This is a genomic window from Halopseudomonas sp., from assembly GCF_047631575.1.
Lineage (GTDB): Bacteria > Pseudomonadota > Gammaproteobacteria > Pseudomonadales > Pseudomonadaceae > Halopseudomonas.
On the sequence record NZ_JBLIAB010000004.1, the window covers coordinates 12,294 to 27,227 of the forward strand.

The following is a 14,934-nucleotide window of genomic DNA, read 5'->3' on the forward strand; positions in this document are numbered from 1 at the left end:
GTCGTCCTCGGATGTCAGCTTTTCAGCTTGGCATCAAGACTGATATCGGCCTTTAACAGCTTGGAAATCGGGCAGCCACTCTTGGCCTTGCCGGCAATCTCAGCAAACTCCTTCTGCTCAATCCCGGGAATCGCCGCGCTCATGCGCAATGCCACGGCGGTCACTGCAAAACCATCGGCCTGCTTGCTCAGCGTGACTACCGCTTGTGTATCAATACTGTCCGGCGTATAGCCTGCCTCGCCCAACAGCATGGAAAAAGCCATGGAGAAGCAACCTGCGTGGGCTGCACCGATCAGTTCTTCCGGATTGGTTCCTGGCTCATTCTCAAACCGGGTATTGAACCCATAGGGGTTGGCTTTAAGTGCCCCGCTTTCGGTAGAGATGGTGCCCTTGCCTTCTTTCAATAAACCCTGCCAATGGGCTGATGCTGACTTATTCATCTATTTCTCCTCGTATGGCGAGTGACCCGATGACCGATTGGCCAACTGACGTCTTGCAAAATGAGGCCTGCCGGGTGAATGTTGTCACCCTAGACAGGTCAGTTATAGAGGTTGCTGCGCCCCTCCAACAAGCTGAACCTTTTTTCCGGTCACCCTATATACCGACAAGGTAATCCCGTGATTAATTCCCCACGACTCACTCTTTCCCTTATCGGCATAGTGCTGACACTGACTGGCTGCGGCTCTCAACCAGCCCTGCCGATCAGCTCTGGCATGGGTCCCCACCCGGCTTTACCGGAGCCAGAGGGCGGCTTATTGCCAACGGTTAATATCGCTCCGGCAGTCGGCTGGCAGGGCGATGCAAAGCCGCAGACAGCGCCAGGGTTGCAGGTTCAGGCGTTTGCCAAAGGGCTGGACCATCCGCGCTGGCTGCATGTGCTACCCAACGGCGATATTCTGGTGGCGGAAACCAATGCACCAGCCAAGCCTGATGGCAGCGGCAGCGTCAAGGGCTGGGTGGCCAAGAAAATAATGACCAAAGCGGGCGCAGTGACGGTGAGCGCCGATCGCATCAGCTTGTTGCGCGACAGCGACGGCGATGGGCTGGCGGACCAACGCACGGTATTTCTCGACAACCTGCACTCGCCCTTCGGTATGGCCCTGGTGGGCAACAATCTCTATGTTGCCAATACCGACGGTATTATGCGATTTCCCTACCAGACCGATCAGACACAGATAACGACTCCAGGTGAGCTGGTGACCATGCTACCCGGCGGTCCGATAAATCATCACTGGACCAAGAACCTGATTGCCAGCCCCGACGGCAGAGTGTTGTACGCCGCCGTGGGTTCTAACAGTAATGTGGCAGAGAATGGGCTGGAAGCGGAGCAGGGACGCGCGGCCATCTGGGAAATCGATCCTGCCAAAGGCAGCAAGCGACTGTTCGCATCGGGTTTGCGTAACCCGGTTGGCATGGCCTGGGAGCCTTTCAGTGGCGCACTTTGGACCGTTGTAAACGAACGCGACGAACTGGGCAATGATTTGGTACCGGACTACATGACCTCGGTCCAGGACGGCGGTTTTTATGGCTGGCCTTGGAGTTACTTCGGCCAGAATATGGATGGCCGCGTCAAGCCGGCTAATCCATCTCAGGTCGCCAGCGCGCTGGTACCCGATTACGCTCTCGGCGCCCATACTGCGTCACTGGGCCTAAGCAACGCAGTCGGTAGTCGTCTGCCGGCCCCGTTTATCGAAGGGCTGTTCATTGGCCAGCACGGCTCATGGAATCGCAAACCGCACAGCGGCTATCAGGTGCTCTTTGTTCCCTTCAAGGAAGGCCGTCCGAATGATGCGCCCTATACTGTACTGGATGGCTTTCTCAATGGTCAGGGAGAGGCGCAGGGCCGCCCGGTCGGCGTGGTCATCGACGGGCAGGGTGCGCTACTGGTGGCTGACGATGTCGGTAATGTGATCTGGCGAGTCAGCGCCGCCACGCAACCCTGACTCCCAATCATCAGGTCTTGAGCAGCTCGGCGTAGCCTTCGCGAAAGCTCGGGTACTGCGGCTGCCAGCCTGACTCCCGGGCCAATTCGTTGCTGCAGCGCTTACTGCCGGAGCGGGTAGACACCGCACCGTCTGTCTGCAGGCTGGTACCCAACTGTTCGGCCAGCCACGTGGTGACATCAAACAACGCGGCCGGCTCATTATCGACCCCCAGATAACAGGGCGCCAACAGTTCCTGTTGATCAGCCTGCGCCAACAGATGCGCAAGTAAACCTGCGGCATCATCGCGGTGAATGCGGTTGGTGTACTGAGCAGGCTCCTCTGGCACATGCAGTCCGCCACGTACTTGCTCAATCAGCCTATTGCGGCCCGGTCCGTAAATACCTCCCAGACGCACAACACTCGCCGGCACGCCACTGCGCAGGGCCACATCTTCAGCGGCAAGCAACTTTATTGCGGTCGGCGAATCAGCCAATGCCCGGCTGTTCTCAGTAACCCATTCTCCTTCCGATTGCGCATAGACGCCGGTACTGGAAACCTGCAGCAGAAAGTTCAATTGCTGACTACTACTCTGAGTCCACGCCAGCACGTGCTCCAGCCCCTCGACATACAGCTGCTGATACAGTTCTGCATCGCGATTACCAGCCGCTGGGCAGTAAACCAGGTAATCGACCTTGGCGGGCCAATCGGCAGGTTTCTGCGCCTGGGTCAGATCAGCCGCAATCGGCATAATACCTGCCGGTAACTGCGAAGGATCACGTCGTAACCCGTACACCTGCCAGCCGCGCGCTAAAAGCTGTTGACCCAGCGCTGTGCCCAGATCACCACAGCCAGCAATAACGACATGCTTCATAACCACCTCTCCCATGATTTCCAGTACCACACTTTACCAGCCTGAGCCGTGCAAACTACCTCACATACAGAGCCATCTGATTGTTTTACTCTATCGATCAAAGAGCTATGCTAGAGATCATCTTTCCAAGCTCCCAGCGCAGGCCGCGACGTCATGACCTTGACCGAATTACGCTATATAGTGACCCTTGCCCAGGAACAGCATTTTGGCCACGCCGCCGAGCGCTGTCATGTGTCTCAGCCGACGTTAAGCGTGGGCGTCAAGAAGCTGGAAGACGAACTCGGCGTCATGATATTCGAGCGCAGCAAAAGCGCCGTGCGGGTCACTCCAGTAGGCGAGCGTATCGTTGCCCAGGCGCAAAAGGTACTGGAAGAATCGCTGGCAATACGCGAACTGGCCACCGCCGGCAAAAATCAACTGTCGGCTCCGCTGAAAGTCGGTGCGATCTATACCATTGGACCTTACATGTTTCCGCATTTGGTTCCGCAACTGCACAATGTTGCACCCGAGATGCCACTCTACATCGAAGAAAACTTCACCCATGTATTGCGCGACAAGCTGCGCAATGGCGATCTGGATGCGATTATTATTGCATTGCCATTCAACGAGCCTGACGTCCTGACCAGACCCCTCTATGACGAACCGTTCAGCCTCCTCATTCCGGCGAATCATCCCTGGGCCAACCGCGAACACGTAAGTCTTGAAGAGCTAGACGACAACAAACTGCTGCTGCTGGGTGAGGGCCACTGCTTCCGTGATCAGGTACTCGAAGCCTGTCCGACCCTGCGTAAAAGCGACGAACAAATGCGCCAGACCACAATCGAGTCGAGCTCGCTGGAAACCATCAGGCATATGGTGGCGTCCGGTATCGGCATGACGGTTCTGCCCATGTCCGCCGCCGACGATCGTTATTACAGTTCCGACCTGCTGGTGACCAAGGCATTCAAGACACCCGCGCCCTATCGAACCGTTGCGATCGCCTGGCGGGCCAGCTTTCCTCGCCCCAAGGCCATAGAAATACTCAGCGATTCGATCAGGCTGTGCTCTGTCGGTCAGCCGCAGGCGCGTAAATAGCCGTGTGCCCTTCCCTGTGACTGTTCTGGAAAGGACCTCTCTGACGGTGTTCAAGGGCGTCGGCCCGGCGCTGGCAGAAAAACTGACCAAGCTCGGATTGAGCTCGGTACAGGATGTCCTGTTTCACCTGCCACTGCGGTATCAGGATCGCACCTGCGTCACACCGATCGGCGCCTTGCGACCTGGTATGGATGCGGTTATTGAGGGCGTGGTGCAAGGTACCGATGTCGTCATGGGCAGGCGTAGAAGCCTTCTGTGTCGATTACATGACGGTACGGGCGGGCTGAGTCTGCGCTTTTATTATTTTTCCGGTGCACTGAAGACCAATCTTGAGCGCGGGAGTCATTGGCGCTGCTACGGCGAGGTCCGGCCAGGTGCGTCCGGTCTGGAAATTTATCACCCCGAACTGCAAAGCCTGGATGTGGCCACTGAATTGCCGGTCGCCGAGACGCTGACGCCGATTTATCCGAGCACCGAAGGGCTATCCCAGCAACGGCTGCGTAGCCTGAGCGAGGCGGCGCTGGCCTGGCTCCAGCAAGGCAACAGTCTGACCGAACTGCTGCCTCCGAAACTGCTGCAGGAATACCATCTGGCCCCTTTGCATGCTGCTATCAATACCCTGCACCGGCCGCCGCCGTCCGTGGATCTGCAGGCGCTTGAGGATGGCCGTCACTGGGCGCAGCATCGCCTAGCATTCGAAGAGCTGCTTGCCCACCAACTGGCCATGCTCCGTCTACGCGCCCAGATCCGCCGCAACGAAGCACCTGCGATGCCGCCCGCCAAAGAGCTACCCAGCCTGTTTCTGGCACGCCTAGGGTTTCCCCTGACTGGCGCGCAGAAACGGGTCGGCCACGAAATTACTACCGATCTGCAACAACGCCAACCCATGTTACGGTTGATCCAAGGCGATGTTGGCTCTGGCAAGACCGTTGTTGCTGCAATGGCCGCACTGCAGGCACTGGAAGCCGGCTGGCAAGTGGCCCTGATGGCGCCCACCGAGATTCTCGCCGAGCAACACTTCAATAATTTCAGCGCCTGGCTGGGACCCCTCGGCATATCCGTCGCGTGGTTGGCAGGCAAGCTCAAGGGCAAAACGCGCCTCAACCAAGTGCAGCTGATCGCTACCGGTGATGCCGCCATGGTCGTCGGTACCCATGCGCTGTTTCAGAGCGAAGTGCACTTTCATAATCTAGGGTTGGTGATCATCGACGAGCAGCACCGGTTTGGTGTGCAGCAACGCCTGGCACTGCGGGACAAGGGAGCAGCTGGTCGGTTCGCGCCGCACCAGCTGATCATGACCGCCACACCCATCCCACGGACTTTGGCAATGAGTGCCTATGCCGACCTGGACACGTCAGTGCTGGATGAGCTGCCTCCTGGGCGAACCCCGGTGAATACCGCTCTGGTGTCAAACAGTCGCCGCGAGGACGTTATTGAGCGGGTGCGCATAGGCTGCGCGGAGGGTCGTCAAGCCTACTGGGTCTGCACTCTGATCGAAGAGTCCGAGCAGTTACAGGCTCAGGCAGCAGAAGGTACCTGGCAGTTGCTACGCGAAAGCCTGCCAGAGCTCTCCATCGGCCTGATTCATGGCCGCCTGAAGCCCGCCGAAAAAGCCGAAATAATGAGCGCGTTCAAGGGCGGCGATCTACACCTGCTGGTAGCCACTACCGTCATCGAGGTCGGGGTAGACGTACCCAATGCCAGCCTGATGATCATCGAGAATCCAGAACGACTGGGACTGGCTCAACTACACCAGTTGCGTGGCCGCGTGGGACGCGGCAGCATCGCCAGCCATTGCGTGCTGCTTTACCACGCCCCCCTTTCGGCACTCGGTCGCGAGCGGCTGGGTATCATGCGTGAAAGCACTGACGGGTTTGTCATAGCGGAAAAGGATTTGCAGCTGCGCGGGCCCGGCGAAGTACTCGGCACCCGGCAGACCGGTGTGGTGCAATTTCGGGTGGCCGACCTGGTGCGCGATGCTGATCTGCTCCCCCGGGTACAGCAAGCTGCGAGCCTGATGCAACAGAACTATCCCGAGCGCTGCCAATTGTTGATCAACCGCTGGCTGGCTGCGGGACAGGATTTTGCCAGGGTGTGATTCAGCGCGTAGTCCGCTGGACGCACCGCAGACGCGACCGTGCTAGTATCTTGGAAACGCTAACAAACGATACCGGTTCATGCAGATGCGACGACAGGATTCGCGCCTTCGGAACCCGACTTAAGGAACGTGCCAATGAATACACCTGCTGCATCGGCGCAAGCCAGCGCGAGTCTTCCACACCTGATCGAGAAGCTGCTGCAACAACAGGCCATTGAATATCAGCTGCGACCCACGCCGCTGCACATACCTGAAAGCCAGCAGGTTCAGGCCTGTCTGTTATGCGATTCGAACGGCACTGTCCTGGCTCTTTTTCCCAAGAACCATCTGCTGGATCTGAAAAAAGCCGGTGCGCTGCTCAGTCGTGAACTGGAGCCAGTCCGCGCAGCGCAGTTGCAACGCATTCTTGCCAAACATCAGCTCAATCAGTTACCGGGGCTGCCGCTGCTGTTCAGCTCTCCCTGTGTGGTCGAACACAGTCTTTTGTCACAGCCAAGCCTGTGGCTCAGCAGCGGCCTCAGTGGCTGGAGTCTGGAGCTGGATCAGCAGGCCGCGCATATATTGCTGGCCAAGGCCAGCGCCGCGCATTTTGCTGTGCCTCTTGCCGATCTAAACGTCCTTACCAACGATCCAGATCAGGACGGACAGGATCTCAGCCGCGCGGTAACCAACTTTACCGCCCTGCGCATGCGCCAGCGCCTGGAAGAGACCATCGAGATCCCGCCCTTGCCCGCTACTGCGCAAAAAGTCATGAAACTGCGAGTCAATCCAGACGTCGGCATCGAAGAGCTTGCGGATGTGGTGGAAACTGATCCAAGTCTGGCGGCTCAGGTGGTCAGCTGGGCATCATCACCCTTCTACGCAGCACCTGGAAAAATACGCTCCGTCGAGGATGCGATCGGACGGGTACTTGGCTTTGATCTGGTCATCAACCTGGCGATCGGGCTGGCCCTGGGTAAAACGTTCAAGCTGCCCAAGGATGGTCCAGAAGGCGCGACCGGTTACTGGGAGCAGGCGATCTATACTGCCTCCGTCATCGAGGGTCTGGCAAAAGCCATGCCTCGAGCTGCGCGCCCCGAACTGGGTCTGAACTACCTCGCCGGCCTACTGCATAATTTCGGCTATCTGGTGCTGGCTTATATCTTTCCGTCGTATTTTCATACTATTTGCCGGCATCAGGAGGCCAACCCTCATGTCCAGCCGCACCTGATTGACCAGCACTTGCTGGGCGTCAATCGGGATCAGATCGGTAGCTGGTTGATGCGTTTTTGGGACATGCCAGTCGAAGTCTCTACTGCCATCCGCTATCAACATAACGCGAACTATGCAGGCGACGATCATGTCTATGCCAACCTGGTCTATCTCGCCCAGGCTCTGCTTCAGGATCAAAACATCGGCGAAGGCGCGCCTATGCCGATACCCGCGAGTCTACTCGCGCGGCTTGGTTTGTCTGCGGAAGATGCGACTGAGGTGGTTCACAAGGTTCTGGATGCGCGGGATGCATTGCGTACGCTGGCTACGCAATACCAGCAAGGCTAAGACAGGGGCAAGGTTCAATCCCTGCGCCGGGCAAACCTCGGCAAAAGGCCGTCCAAGGGCTTGGCATAACGGACGGCCTCCGGACTGGGCGAATCAGTTAACCGATTCTTTCAGACTTTTACCAGGTTTGAAGGACACGGTGTTGCTGGCTTTGATATCGACAGGAGCGCCAGTTTGCGGGTTCTTCCCGGTACGGGCACCACGGTGGCGTTGCAGAAAAGTACCAAAGCCTACCAGGGTAACGGTGTCCTTGCGACTCAGGGCTTGACTGATTTCGTCAAGTACAGCGTTGAGCACACGGTTTGCCTGGTCTTTGGTCAGGTCAGCTTTGTCAGCAATAGCTGCAGCGAGATCCGGTTTACGCATATGAAGCCTCGTCATGTTGTTTTTGTTTTTTCACCGCTGCATCCGCACAACGGGTGCCTTGCCGATCAATGCTGGTTGGCAGGGCCTGTACTGCGTTGGCAGCATGGCACGACTCAGCATGATGTGCCAGTCGTATAGCCTGCGGCCTGTGCGGTGTTACACTGTTTTCCGGACAAAAGGCAATATGCCCTATCAAATTACCCGACCTGTCAGGCTAGCCAGGCCGGTAATTGACGATTTAACTGCAGTTTTTCACTGACAGCTGTACCGGACAGAGCGTAACCGTGCAGCGTGCCTTCTGCATCGTGAAAAACCGCGCGAATATTCTGGCCCTCACCACTGACCGTCCATAGACCACTCGTCGTGGATACCGGTGGCGAGACCACCAACGGACATACCGGCGTTTTGACCATAACCGGCATTGCCGGATAAGTGACCTCAGTGGGCTGACCGGTCAGCGTGCGTGCCAAAGCACGGGCGCTTGTCATTAAAGGCATGACATACATAAGCTGCAAGCCCATGACGTCGGCGCAATCGCCCAGTGCATAAATATGGGGATCCGATGTGCGCAACATTCGGTCAACATGAACGCCGCGGCCGCAAAGAACGCCCGCGTCGCTGGCAAGCGCAGTGTTGGCCAACAAGCCAATGGCCGACAGCACCTGGTCAACTTCGACCTGGCTTCCATCGTCCAGCACCAGATCCAACACTGATCCGGAGGGTCGTACCGAAGCAACCGAGCGCCCAAGATGAAATCTTACTCCCAGATCCTCAAGCGCACGCTGAACCGGAGCGGCCACTTGCGCCGGAACCAGCCCGGCCATCAACTGTGCATCCGGTGCTATGACCTGGACTTCCAGGCCGCCTAACGCCAGATCGTTGGCAAACTCGCTACCGATCAGACCGGCGCCAATAATGGCTACCCGCTCGCGGCCCTCGAGTCGCTGACGAAATCGAGCATAGTCAGCTAGATTATTGATCGACAGCACGTGCTCGTGCATCTCCTCAGCCAGAGGCAACAAGCGCGGATGGGCACCACATGCCAGCACCAGATCACCGTAGTCATACGCGCCTGACGATGTCTGCAATGTGCGCTGCTGAGCATTTATATGCGTCACCTGGCTGTGAGTGATGATCCGCGCGTCCAGTTGCGCGGCCATTGTCACAGCATCCTGCATGGCCAGTTCGTCAGCCTGCTTGCCCTTGGCAAAGCCGTTGGAAAGCAGGGGTTTGGAATAGAACCGGCCATCGTCAGCGGTTATTAGTATCAACTCCCGCTGACCGTCCAGTTTGCGAAACTCTTTGGCCAGGTTGTAGCCGGCCAAGCCGGTCCCCAGAATGATCAGCGGCGCATTATCGGGCACATCAAACTCCTTCAGTAAAAGCTCAGCCCATCTCGATCATTTCAAAATCTTCCTTACCGACACCGCAATCCGGGCATTGCCAGTCTGCCGGCACATCTTCCCAACGCGTACCTGCCGCTATGCCCTCATCCGGCCATCCTTCTGCTTCGTCGTAGATGAAACCACATACAACACATTGCCACTTCTTCATGCAGCTATCCTGAAAAAAGGTTTTAAATGGAATACCCTGACACTACCGCAATTGCCGCGGCACGCCAAGGGTGCATCCCTCAGCGGGCCACCTTACATTCATGCTAACCTTGTACCTTCGATCAATTGTTCTGTGAAGATGTTACGCCGTGACCCTGCCTGACTGGTACGTTACCCCCCTTCATCCTTCACCCCCGGCTAATCCGCTGCTGGACTGGCTGTGTGACCAGCACTCGCTGACAGCACGACTGGAGGCAGCTGGCAACTGCGATTTTGCAGTGGAAGTCCTGCATCAGGGGGTCGAAGAGGCCCGGACCGACGAGGCTGCGGCGCTGGATCTGAGCAACATGGAACCGGTCTGGGTACGTGAAGTTCTCCTGCATACGCGGGGCGCAGCGCGGGTGTTTGCTCGCAGCGTTGCCCCACTGCGGTTGCTCGAAAAATCGAGCCTGGACCTGCAACAACTGGGCACCCGCAGTCTGGGTGAGCTACTATTTGGCACCCCAAATATCAGTCGTGGCTCCCTAGAAATCAGCCTCTACCCGGCCGCCTGGCTACCGGCGGATTTGCGCCAGGAGTCATGTTGGGCCCGACGCTCACTGTTCAGCGACGGCAAGCTGCATCTGCTGGTCTGTGAAGTATTTTTGCCGGGCTGGCCGCCAGCCTGAACACCCACGCTCTCGGAGAAACTCCCGTGTCCGGCCTGATGATGACCCTAGCTGCCCGCATCCACCCCCGCGCCCCAGACTTCATCCAGCTGATGCGCCTGAACCGCCCTATCGGTACCTGGCTTTTGCTTTGGCCAACACTCTGGGCCCTGTGGCTGGCAGCCGATGGTTTGCCCAATATCCGCGTGTTGGTGATATTTATCCTCGGTGTAGTCCTGATGCGTGCCGCCGGTTGCGTTATCAATGATTTCGCAGATCGTCATATTGATGGCCATGTAACCCGTACCCTAGGTCGCCCTCTGGCTACCGGCAAAATCAGTGCGCGAGAAGCACTGATCACGTTTGGAATACTGGTGGCGATCAGCGGGCTTCTAGTCATGCTGACCAACGGCCTGACATTTTTTCTGTCATTGGGTGGTCTTGCTCTTGCCGCTCTGTACCCCTTCTGCAAGCGCTTCACCTTTTACCCTCAACTGGTTCTCGGTGCTGCGTTTTCTTGGGCGATCCCCATGGCGTTCGCGGCCCAGACCGGCGAATTACCGCACACCCTATGGCTACTGTATCTGGCCAATCTGATCTGGACTGTCGCCTACGACACCGAATACGCAATGTGCGATCGCGAGGACGATTTGAGGATTGGGGTAAAATCGACTGCCATTCTGTTCGGTGAAGCAGATCGCGCCATTATTGGCATTCTCCAGGGCCTTACCCTCCTCTGCCTGCTGGTGGTCGGTGCGCGCTTCAACCTGGGTCTGTACTTCCACCTGGGGCTAATCGGTATGCTCGGCGGATTCGTCTGGCAACAATGGCTGATTCGCGATCGCCAACCTCAAGCCTGTTTGCGCGCCTTTTTATCCAACCATTGGGCAGGCATGGTGGTGTTCATAGGCCTCGCGCTGGATATGATGTTAGGTTGATTCATTGACCTGCCACATCGAGGTCACACAACTGCAACAAAAGTGTTATCTAATCGTTGCATCTGAGATCCAGCAACGGATGGTGATTCCATGGCAGGCAAGACCATACTGATAGTCGACGACGAAGCGCCCATACGCGAAATGATCGCAGTAGCGCTGGAGATGGCCGGGTACGACTGTGTTGAGGCGGAAAATACCCAACAGGCGCATGCCTGCATCACTGACCGTCAGCCGGACCTGATCCTGCTCGACTGGATGCTTCCCGGCACCACGGGCATTGAACTGGCCAGGCGACTCAAGCGCAACGAACTGACCGCTGATATTCCGATCATCATGCTGACGGCCAAGGGCGAGGAAGATAACAAAATCCAGGGCCTGGAAATGGGTGCCGACGACTACATAACCAAACCGTTCTCTCCTCGCGAACTGGTTGCACGACTGAAGGCTGTCCTGCGTCGTGCCGGCCCCCCAGATAGCGACTCGCCGCTTGAAGTCGACGGCCTACATCTTGATCCGGCCAGTCACCGCGTCACCATTGATGATCAGCCAGCTGAAATGGGTCCCACCGAGTACCGCCTTCTGCAATTTTTCATGACCCACCAAGAGCGGGTATATACCCGCAGCCAGTTGCTAGACCAGGTATGGGGCGGCAACGTCTATGTCGAGGAGCGAACCGTCGATGTGCATATCCGACGCCTGCGCATAGCCCTGGGTGAACACTATGAGTATCTGGTGCAAACGGTACGCGGGACGGGATACCGTTTCTCGACCAAGGGCTGATTCCTGTATCCTAATGTGCCTCGCCTTGATCACCAGGCAATGGTCGATTCGGCCAAACAAAGGAGAATGAGGGTTTGCGCACACACTGGGCCGGCAGAGCTTTCAAGACACTATTCTGGGTGTTGCTAGCAAGCGCCTTGGTAGGCCTGTTGATTAATCAGATTGCCTGGGCACTGGTGGCAGGGCTGGTCTTATATCAGGCCTGGCATTTACGCCAAATGATTCATTTCCAGCAGTGGTTAGACGCCGGTCGAAATGAGCTGCCTCCCGAAGCTCGGGGTCTGTGGGGTGATATTTTTGATCGCATTCACCATATCCAGCGCCGTGACAGTCGGATGCGTGGCAAACAACAATTGGTGATCGACCGTATACAAGCATCCACCGCAGCACTCAGCGATGCTGTGGTCATGGTCGATACCAAGGGTCGGCTGGAATGGTGGAACCGTGCCGCAGAAAGATTACTGGGGCTGCGCGCACCGGACGACAGTGGCCAGCACGTTACAAATCTATTGCGCGATCCCCGTTTCGTTGAGTATTTCGAAGCCAACCACTTTGGCGAACCGCTGGACATTGCTTCCCATCTGAATCTGAGTACCCGCCTTCAGTACACGATTACCCAATACGGCGAGGGCGAACACCTGATGGTGGTAAGGGACACCAGTCGGCTGCACAACCTCGAGCAGATGCGCAAGGATTTCGTGGCCAACGTCTCCCACGAACTGCGCACGCCGCTGACAGTCATCGTCGGCTATCTGGAAACCCTGCAGGACTCCGACGAACCAATAAATCCGCGCTGGAAGCGGGCTTTGCAGCAAATGGAGCAGCAATCCCGGCGTATGCAGAATCTGCTGAACGACCTGCTGCTGCTGGCTCGCTTGGAAAACGAAGATCGCACTATCGAGCAGAGACCCGTCGATATCAGCGAGATGCTGAAATCCATTACCCAGGACGCGCGAGCCCTATCCGCAGAGCGAGGGCATCAGATCATTCTGGAAACCGGCAGTGGCATAAAACTGAGTGGGGCAGATGCGGAGCTGCGCAGTGCTTTTTCCAACCTGGCTTTCAATGCAGTCAAGTACACGCCGGACCAGGGTGAAATCCGCCTATGTTGTTGGCTGGATGAACAAGGCGCACATGTGAGCGTCGGCGACAACGGCGCTGGCATCGCCGCTCAGCATATCAATCGTCTGACAGAGCGTTTCTACCGTGTGGACTCCAGCCGCAGTACTCATACTGGCGGAACCGGTCTCGGCCTGGCCATTGTCAAGCATGTTCTGCTGCGTCACGACGGACGCCTGGATATCAGCAGTACCGTCGGCAAGGGTAGTACCTTCACATGCCATTTTCCGGTAAGCCGGCTCGCCTGATTGTCTTGGAGATCTGTATCAGCACGCACGGGAAATCAGGCACTGGGCGAATAATGCTTTTGCGCACTGCCCGAGGCGATCAGTCGTGACAGGTAATCGAGCTTCTGCGGATCCTGATCGACAAACTTGAGCGTGACCTTGAGCCATTCGCAATCCATATTCGGCTCCATAGACGACACCCCATGCACATAGGCGTTAATTCGCGCTACGGATTTATCCGAGTCCTGCTCCAGATCCAGAACTCCGCTCTCGAAGACCCGGGGTATGTAATCGCTGCGCCGCACAACCACCAACGCATCACGCAAACTCAGGGTCTTGACCACACAGGCAAACTGTTCATTAGCCAGCCGGAGCTGAGCTTGACCGCGCACGTGCTGAGTGATCTGCCGATCCCGGGAGTCGGTGGTGTCGGACTCCGTGCTACCAGATTCGCTGATCGCACTTTTGATAACCGGAGGTGGCGCAGGTGTAGCGGGCGTCTCGGCTTTGCGGCCGCCCATCAAGTGGGCTATCGAATCCTGCGCGGCGCCACCACCTGCTTGTGTCTGACGACCCTGAAGCAGCTGCAATTTACCACTGCGATGTAGTGCCTTCTTGACCTTCGCCGCAAGCTGCTCATTGGAAAATGGCTTGCCGATAAAATCGCTGACCCCGGCTTGAATCGCCTCGATAACGTTTTCCTTGTCGCCGCGACTGGTCACCATGATGAAAGGCGTTTTCTCCGATCCCGGCTGACCGCGGAACCATTGCAGCAGTTCCAGTCCGCTCATCTCGGGCATTTCCCAGTCGCAGAGAATCAGGTCAAACGCCACTCTGCTGAGCGTTTGTTGCGCCTTGCGACCGTTCACTGCCTCTTCGATCTGCAAGCCGGGAAACTGACTGCGCAATGCTTTTTTTATAAGGTCACGGATGAAGGGGGCATCATCCACGACCAGAGCCGACACTTTAGCCATCTGATTTCTCTTCGCCTGATTACCCAACTAGCTTAGCGCAGACCATCTGTAAACCACAGGGCACAAGTTGAACCTTTGCTTAAAGTAGCCGTTGCGGACGTCAAGGAAGAGGTGTTTATAAGCAGAGGCTTCCAGCTTGACTGTATTGGGCAAATCCGGATGACGAGCCCAGTGATGCATGTCAGGCTCGATCGCAGCTCGATTGGCTCACAGCACATAAGGCATCACAGTAGCGAGGCTCTGCAATGTCGCGCCTCAACACCAGTCTGTTGCTCGGCAGACAAACATTGAGGCGCAGCCATCAATCCCTTACCATAGGCAGGTTTTGTGAATGTCAACGACCATTCACAGTCTGTGTGACTACAAAATTACAATGAGAAAAACCGAGCAATTCATGCAAGAACTAGACAAGGACCCGGTGCCAGCGGGGGAGCTAGCATTGAAGATTACTGCACTGCCCCGTGACAGCAACAGCTTCGGCGACGTCTACGGTGGCTGGTTGGTTTCCCAGATGGATATGGCTGGCACCAGCACCGCCTCGAGATTGGCGCGCGGCCGAGTAGCCACCGTAGCCATAGACCGCATGGGCTTTATGGTGCCCGTGCCCGTCGGCGCTCAACTGGCTTTTTACTCCGATGTACTGGAAGTCGGTCGTAGCTCGGTAAAAATGGCGGTTGAAGTGTGGAGTGAAGACCTCTCCCATGACGGCTGTCGCAAGGTAACCGAAGCCATCTTCGTATTCGTCGCGATCGATGATCGTGGTCGTACGCGGGTCATACCTTCCTGATCAGCCGGACTCACCGTTGCATCACTACCGGGTAAC

General features: G+C 57.0%; 15 protein-coding genes. 9 read left to right on the forward strand and 6 right to left on the reverse strand.

Translation table 11 applies throughout. From position 1 onward, the window contains the following. Nucleotides 1–14: 14 nt before the first annotated feature. Nucleotides 15–440: an OsmC family protein gene (locus ACJAXR_RS08825; RefSeq protein WP_415057899.1), complete on the reverse strand. Its 426-nt coding sequence runs from the start codon at nt 438–440 to the stop codon at nt 15–17. Nucleotides 441–620: 180 nt separating this feature from the next. Between ACJAXR_RS08825 and ACJAXR_RS08830 the strand changes: the two genes are divergently transcribed. Further along, nucleotides 621–1,943, forward strand: coding sequence for a PQQ-dependent sugar dehydrogenase (locus ACJAXR_RS08830; protein ID WP_415058204.1), 1,323 nt, complete (start codon nt 621–623; stop codon nt 1,941–1,943). Between the two features lie 10 nt (nt 1,944–1,953). On the opposite strand, the gene ACJAXR_RS08835 is transcribed toward ACJAXR_RS08830, so the two are convergent. After that, nucleotides 1,954–2,796 carry an NAD-dependent epimerase/dehydratase family protein gene (locus ACJAXR_RS08835; protein WP_415057900.1) on the reverse strand — a complete coding sequence of 281 codons (843 nt, stop codon included), beginning with the start codon at nt 2,794–2,796 and terminating at the stop codon, nt 1,954–1,956. 153 nt (nt 2,797–2,949) lie between these two features. Between ACJAXR_RS08835 and ACJAXR_RS08840 the strand changes: the two genes are divergently transcribed. The 3 genes from ACJAXR_RS08840 to ACJAXR_RS08850 all read left to right on the forward strand — a co-directional run bounded on the left by ACJAXR_RS08840 (nt 2,950) and on the right by ACJAXR_RS08850 (nt 7,507). Further along, entirely contained in the window at nt 2,950–3,870 is a 921-nt protein-coding gene (locus ACJAXR_RS08840) for a hydrogen peroxide-inducible genes activator (RefSeq protein ID WP_415057901.1), read from the forward strand. Nucleotides 3,871–3,886: 16 nt separating this feature from the next. Further along, on the forward strand, nt 3,887–5,968 hold the full coding sequence (gene recG, locus ACJAXR_RS08845; RefSeq protein ID WP_415058205.1) for an ATP-dependent DNA helicase RecG: 2,082 nt from the start codon (nt 3,887–3,889) through the stop codon (nt 5,966–5,968). Between the two features lie 135 nt (nt 5,969–6,103). Beyond that, the gene (locus ACJAXR_RS08850) at nt 6,104–7,507 is read left to right on the forward strand and encodes an HDOD domain-containing protein (RefSeq protein WP_415057902.1); all 1,404 of its coding nucleotides are present in this window, start codon (nt 6,104–6,106) and stop codon (nt 7,505–7,507) included. 93 nt (nt 7,508–7,600) lie between these two features. Here ACJAXR_RS08850 and ACJAXR_RS08855 read toward each other — a convergent pair whose 3' ends face one another. The 3 genes from ACJAXR_RS08855 to ACJAXR_RS08865 all read right to left on the reverse strand — a co-directional run bounded on the left by ACJAXR_RS08855 (nt 7,601) and on the right by ACJAXR_RS08865 (nt 9,427). Continuing rightward, the gene (locus tag ACJAXR_RS08855) at nt 7,601–7,873 is read right to left on the reverse strand and encodes an HU family DNA-binding protein (RefSeq protein ID WP_415057903.1); all 273 of its coding nucleotides are present in this window, start codon (nt 7,871–7,873) and stop codon (nt 7,601–7,603) included. A 209-nt stretch (nt 7,874–8,082) separates the two neighbouring features. Next, nucleotides 8,083–9,237 carry an FAD-dependent oxidoreductase gene (locus tag ACJAXR_RS08860; protein WP_415057904.1) on the reverse strand — a complete coding sequence of 385 codons (1,155 nt, stop codon included), beginning with the start codon at nt 9,235–9,237 and terminating at the stop codon, nt 8,083–8,085. A 22-nt stretch (nt 9,238–9,259) separates the two neighbouring features. Further along, nucleotides 9,260–9,427 carry a rubredoxin gene (locus tag ACJAXR_RS08865; RefSeq protein WP_150276514.1) on the reverse strand — a complete coding sequence of 56 codons (168 nt, stop codon included), beginning with the start codon at nt 9,425–9,427 and terminating at the stop codon, nt 9,260–9,262. Between the two features lie 148 nt (nt 9,428–9,575). On the opposite strand from ACJAXR_RS08865, the gene ACJAXR_RS08870 reads away from it, so the two are divergent. From ACJAXR_RS08870 to phoR, 4 genes are all read left to right on the forward strand, one after another. Beyond that, on the forward strand, nt 9,576–10,094 hold the full coding sequence (locus tag ACJAXR_RS08870; protein ID WP_415057905.1) for a chorismate--pyruvate lyase family protein: 519 nt from the start codon (nt 9,576–9,578) through the stop codon (nt 10,092–10,094). Between the two features lie 38 nt (nt 10,095–10,132). Continuing rightward, a complete protein-coding gene (gene ubiA, locus ACJAXR_RS08875; protein WP_415058206.1) occupies nt 10,133–11,011 on the forward strand; it encodes a 4-hydroxybenzoate octaprenyltransferase in 879 nt (292 codons plus the stop codon). A gap of 90 nt (nt 11,012–11,101) precedes the next feature. Further along, on the forward strand, nt 11,102–11,791 hold the full coding sequence (gene phoB / locus ACJAXR_RS08880; RefSeq protein ID WP_415057906.1) for a phosphate regulon transcriptional regulator PhoB: 690 nt from the start codon (nt 11,102–11,104) through the stop codon (nt 11,789–11,791). A gap of 74 nt (nt 11,792–11,865) precedes the next feature. Beyond that, nucleotides 11,866–13,158, forward strand: a complete 1,293-nt coding sequence (gene phoR / locus ACJAXR_RS08885) for a phosphate regulon sensor histidine kinase PhoR (RefSeq protein ID WP_415057907.1) — start codon at nt 11,866–11,868, stop codon at nt 13,156–13,158. Between the two features lie 35 nt (nt 13,159–13,193). Here phoR and ACJAXR_RS08890 read toward each other — a convergent pair whose 3' ends face one another. After that, nucleotides 13,194–14,111, reverse strand: a complete 918-nt coding sequence (locus tag ACJAXR_RS08890; protein WP_415057908.1) for a response regulator — start codon at nt 14,109–14,111, stop codon at nt 13,194–13,196. A gap of 394 nt (nt 14,112–14,505) precedes the next feature. Here ACJAXR_RS08890 and ACJAXR_RS08895 point away from each other — a divergent pair, with 394 nt between their 5' ends. Further along, nucleotides 14,506–14,898, forward strand: a complete 393-nt coding sequence (locus ACJAXR_RS08895; protein ID WP_415057909.1) for an acyl-CoA thioesterase — start codon at nt 14,506–14,508, stop codon at nt 14,896–14,898. Nucleotides 14,899–14,934: the final 36 nt, after the last annotated feature.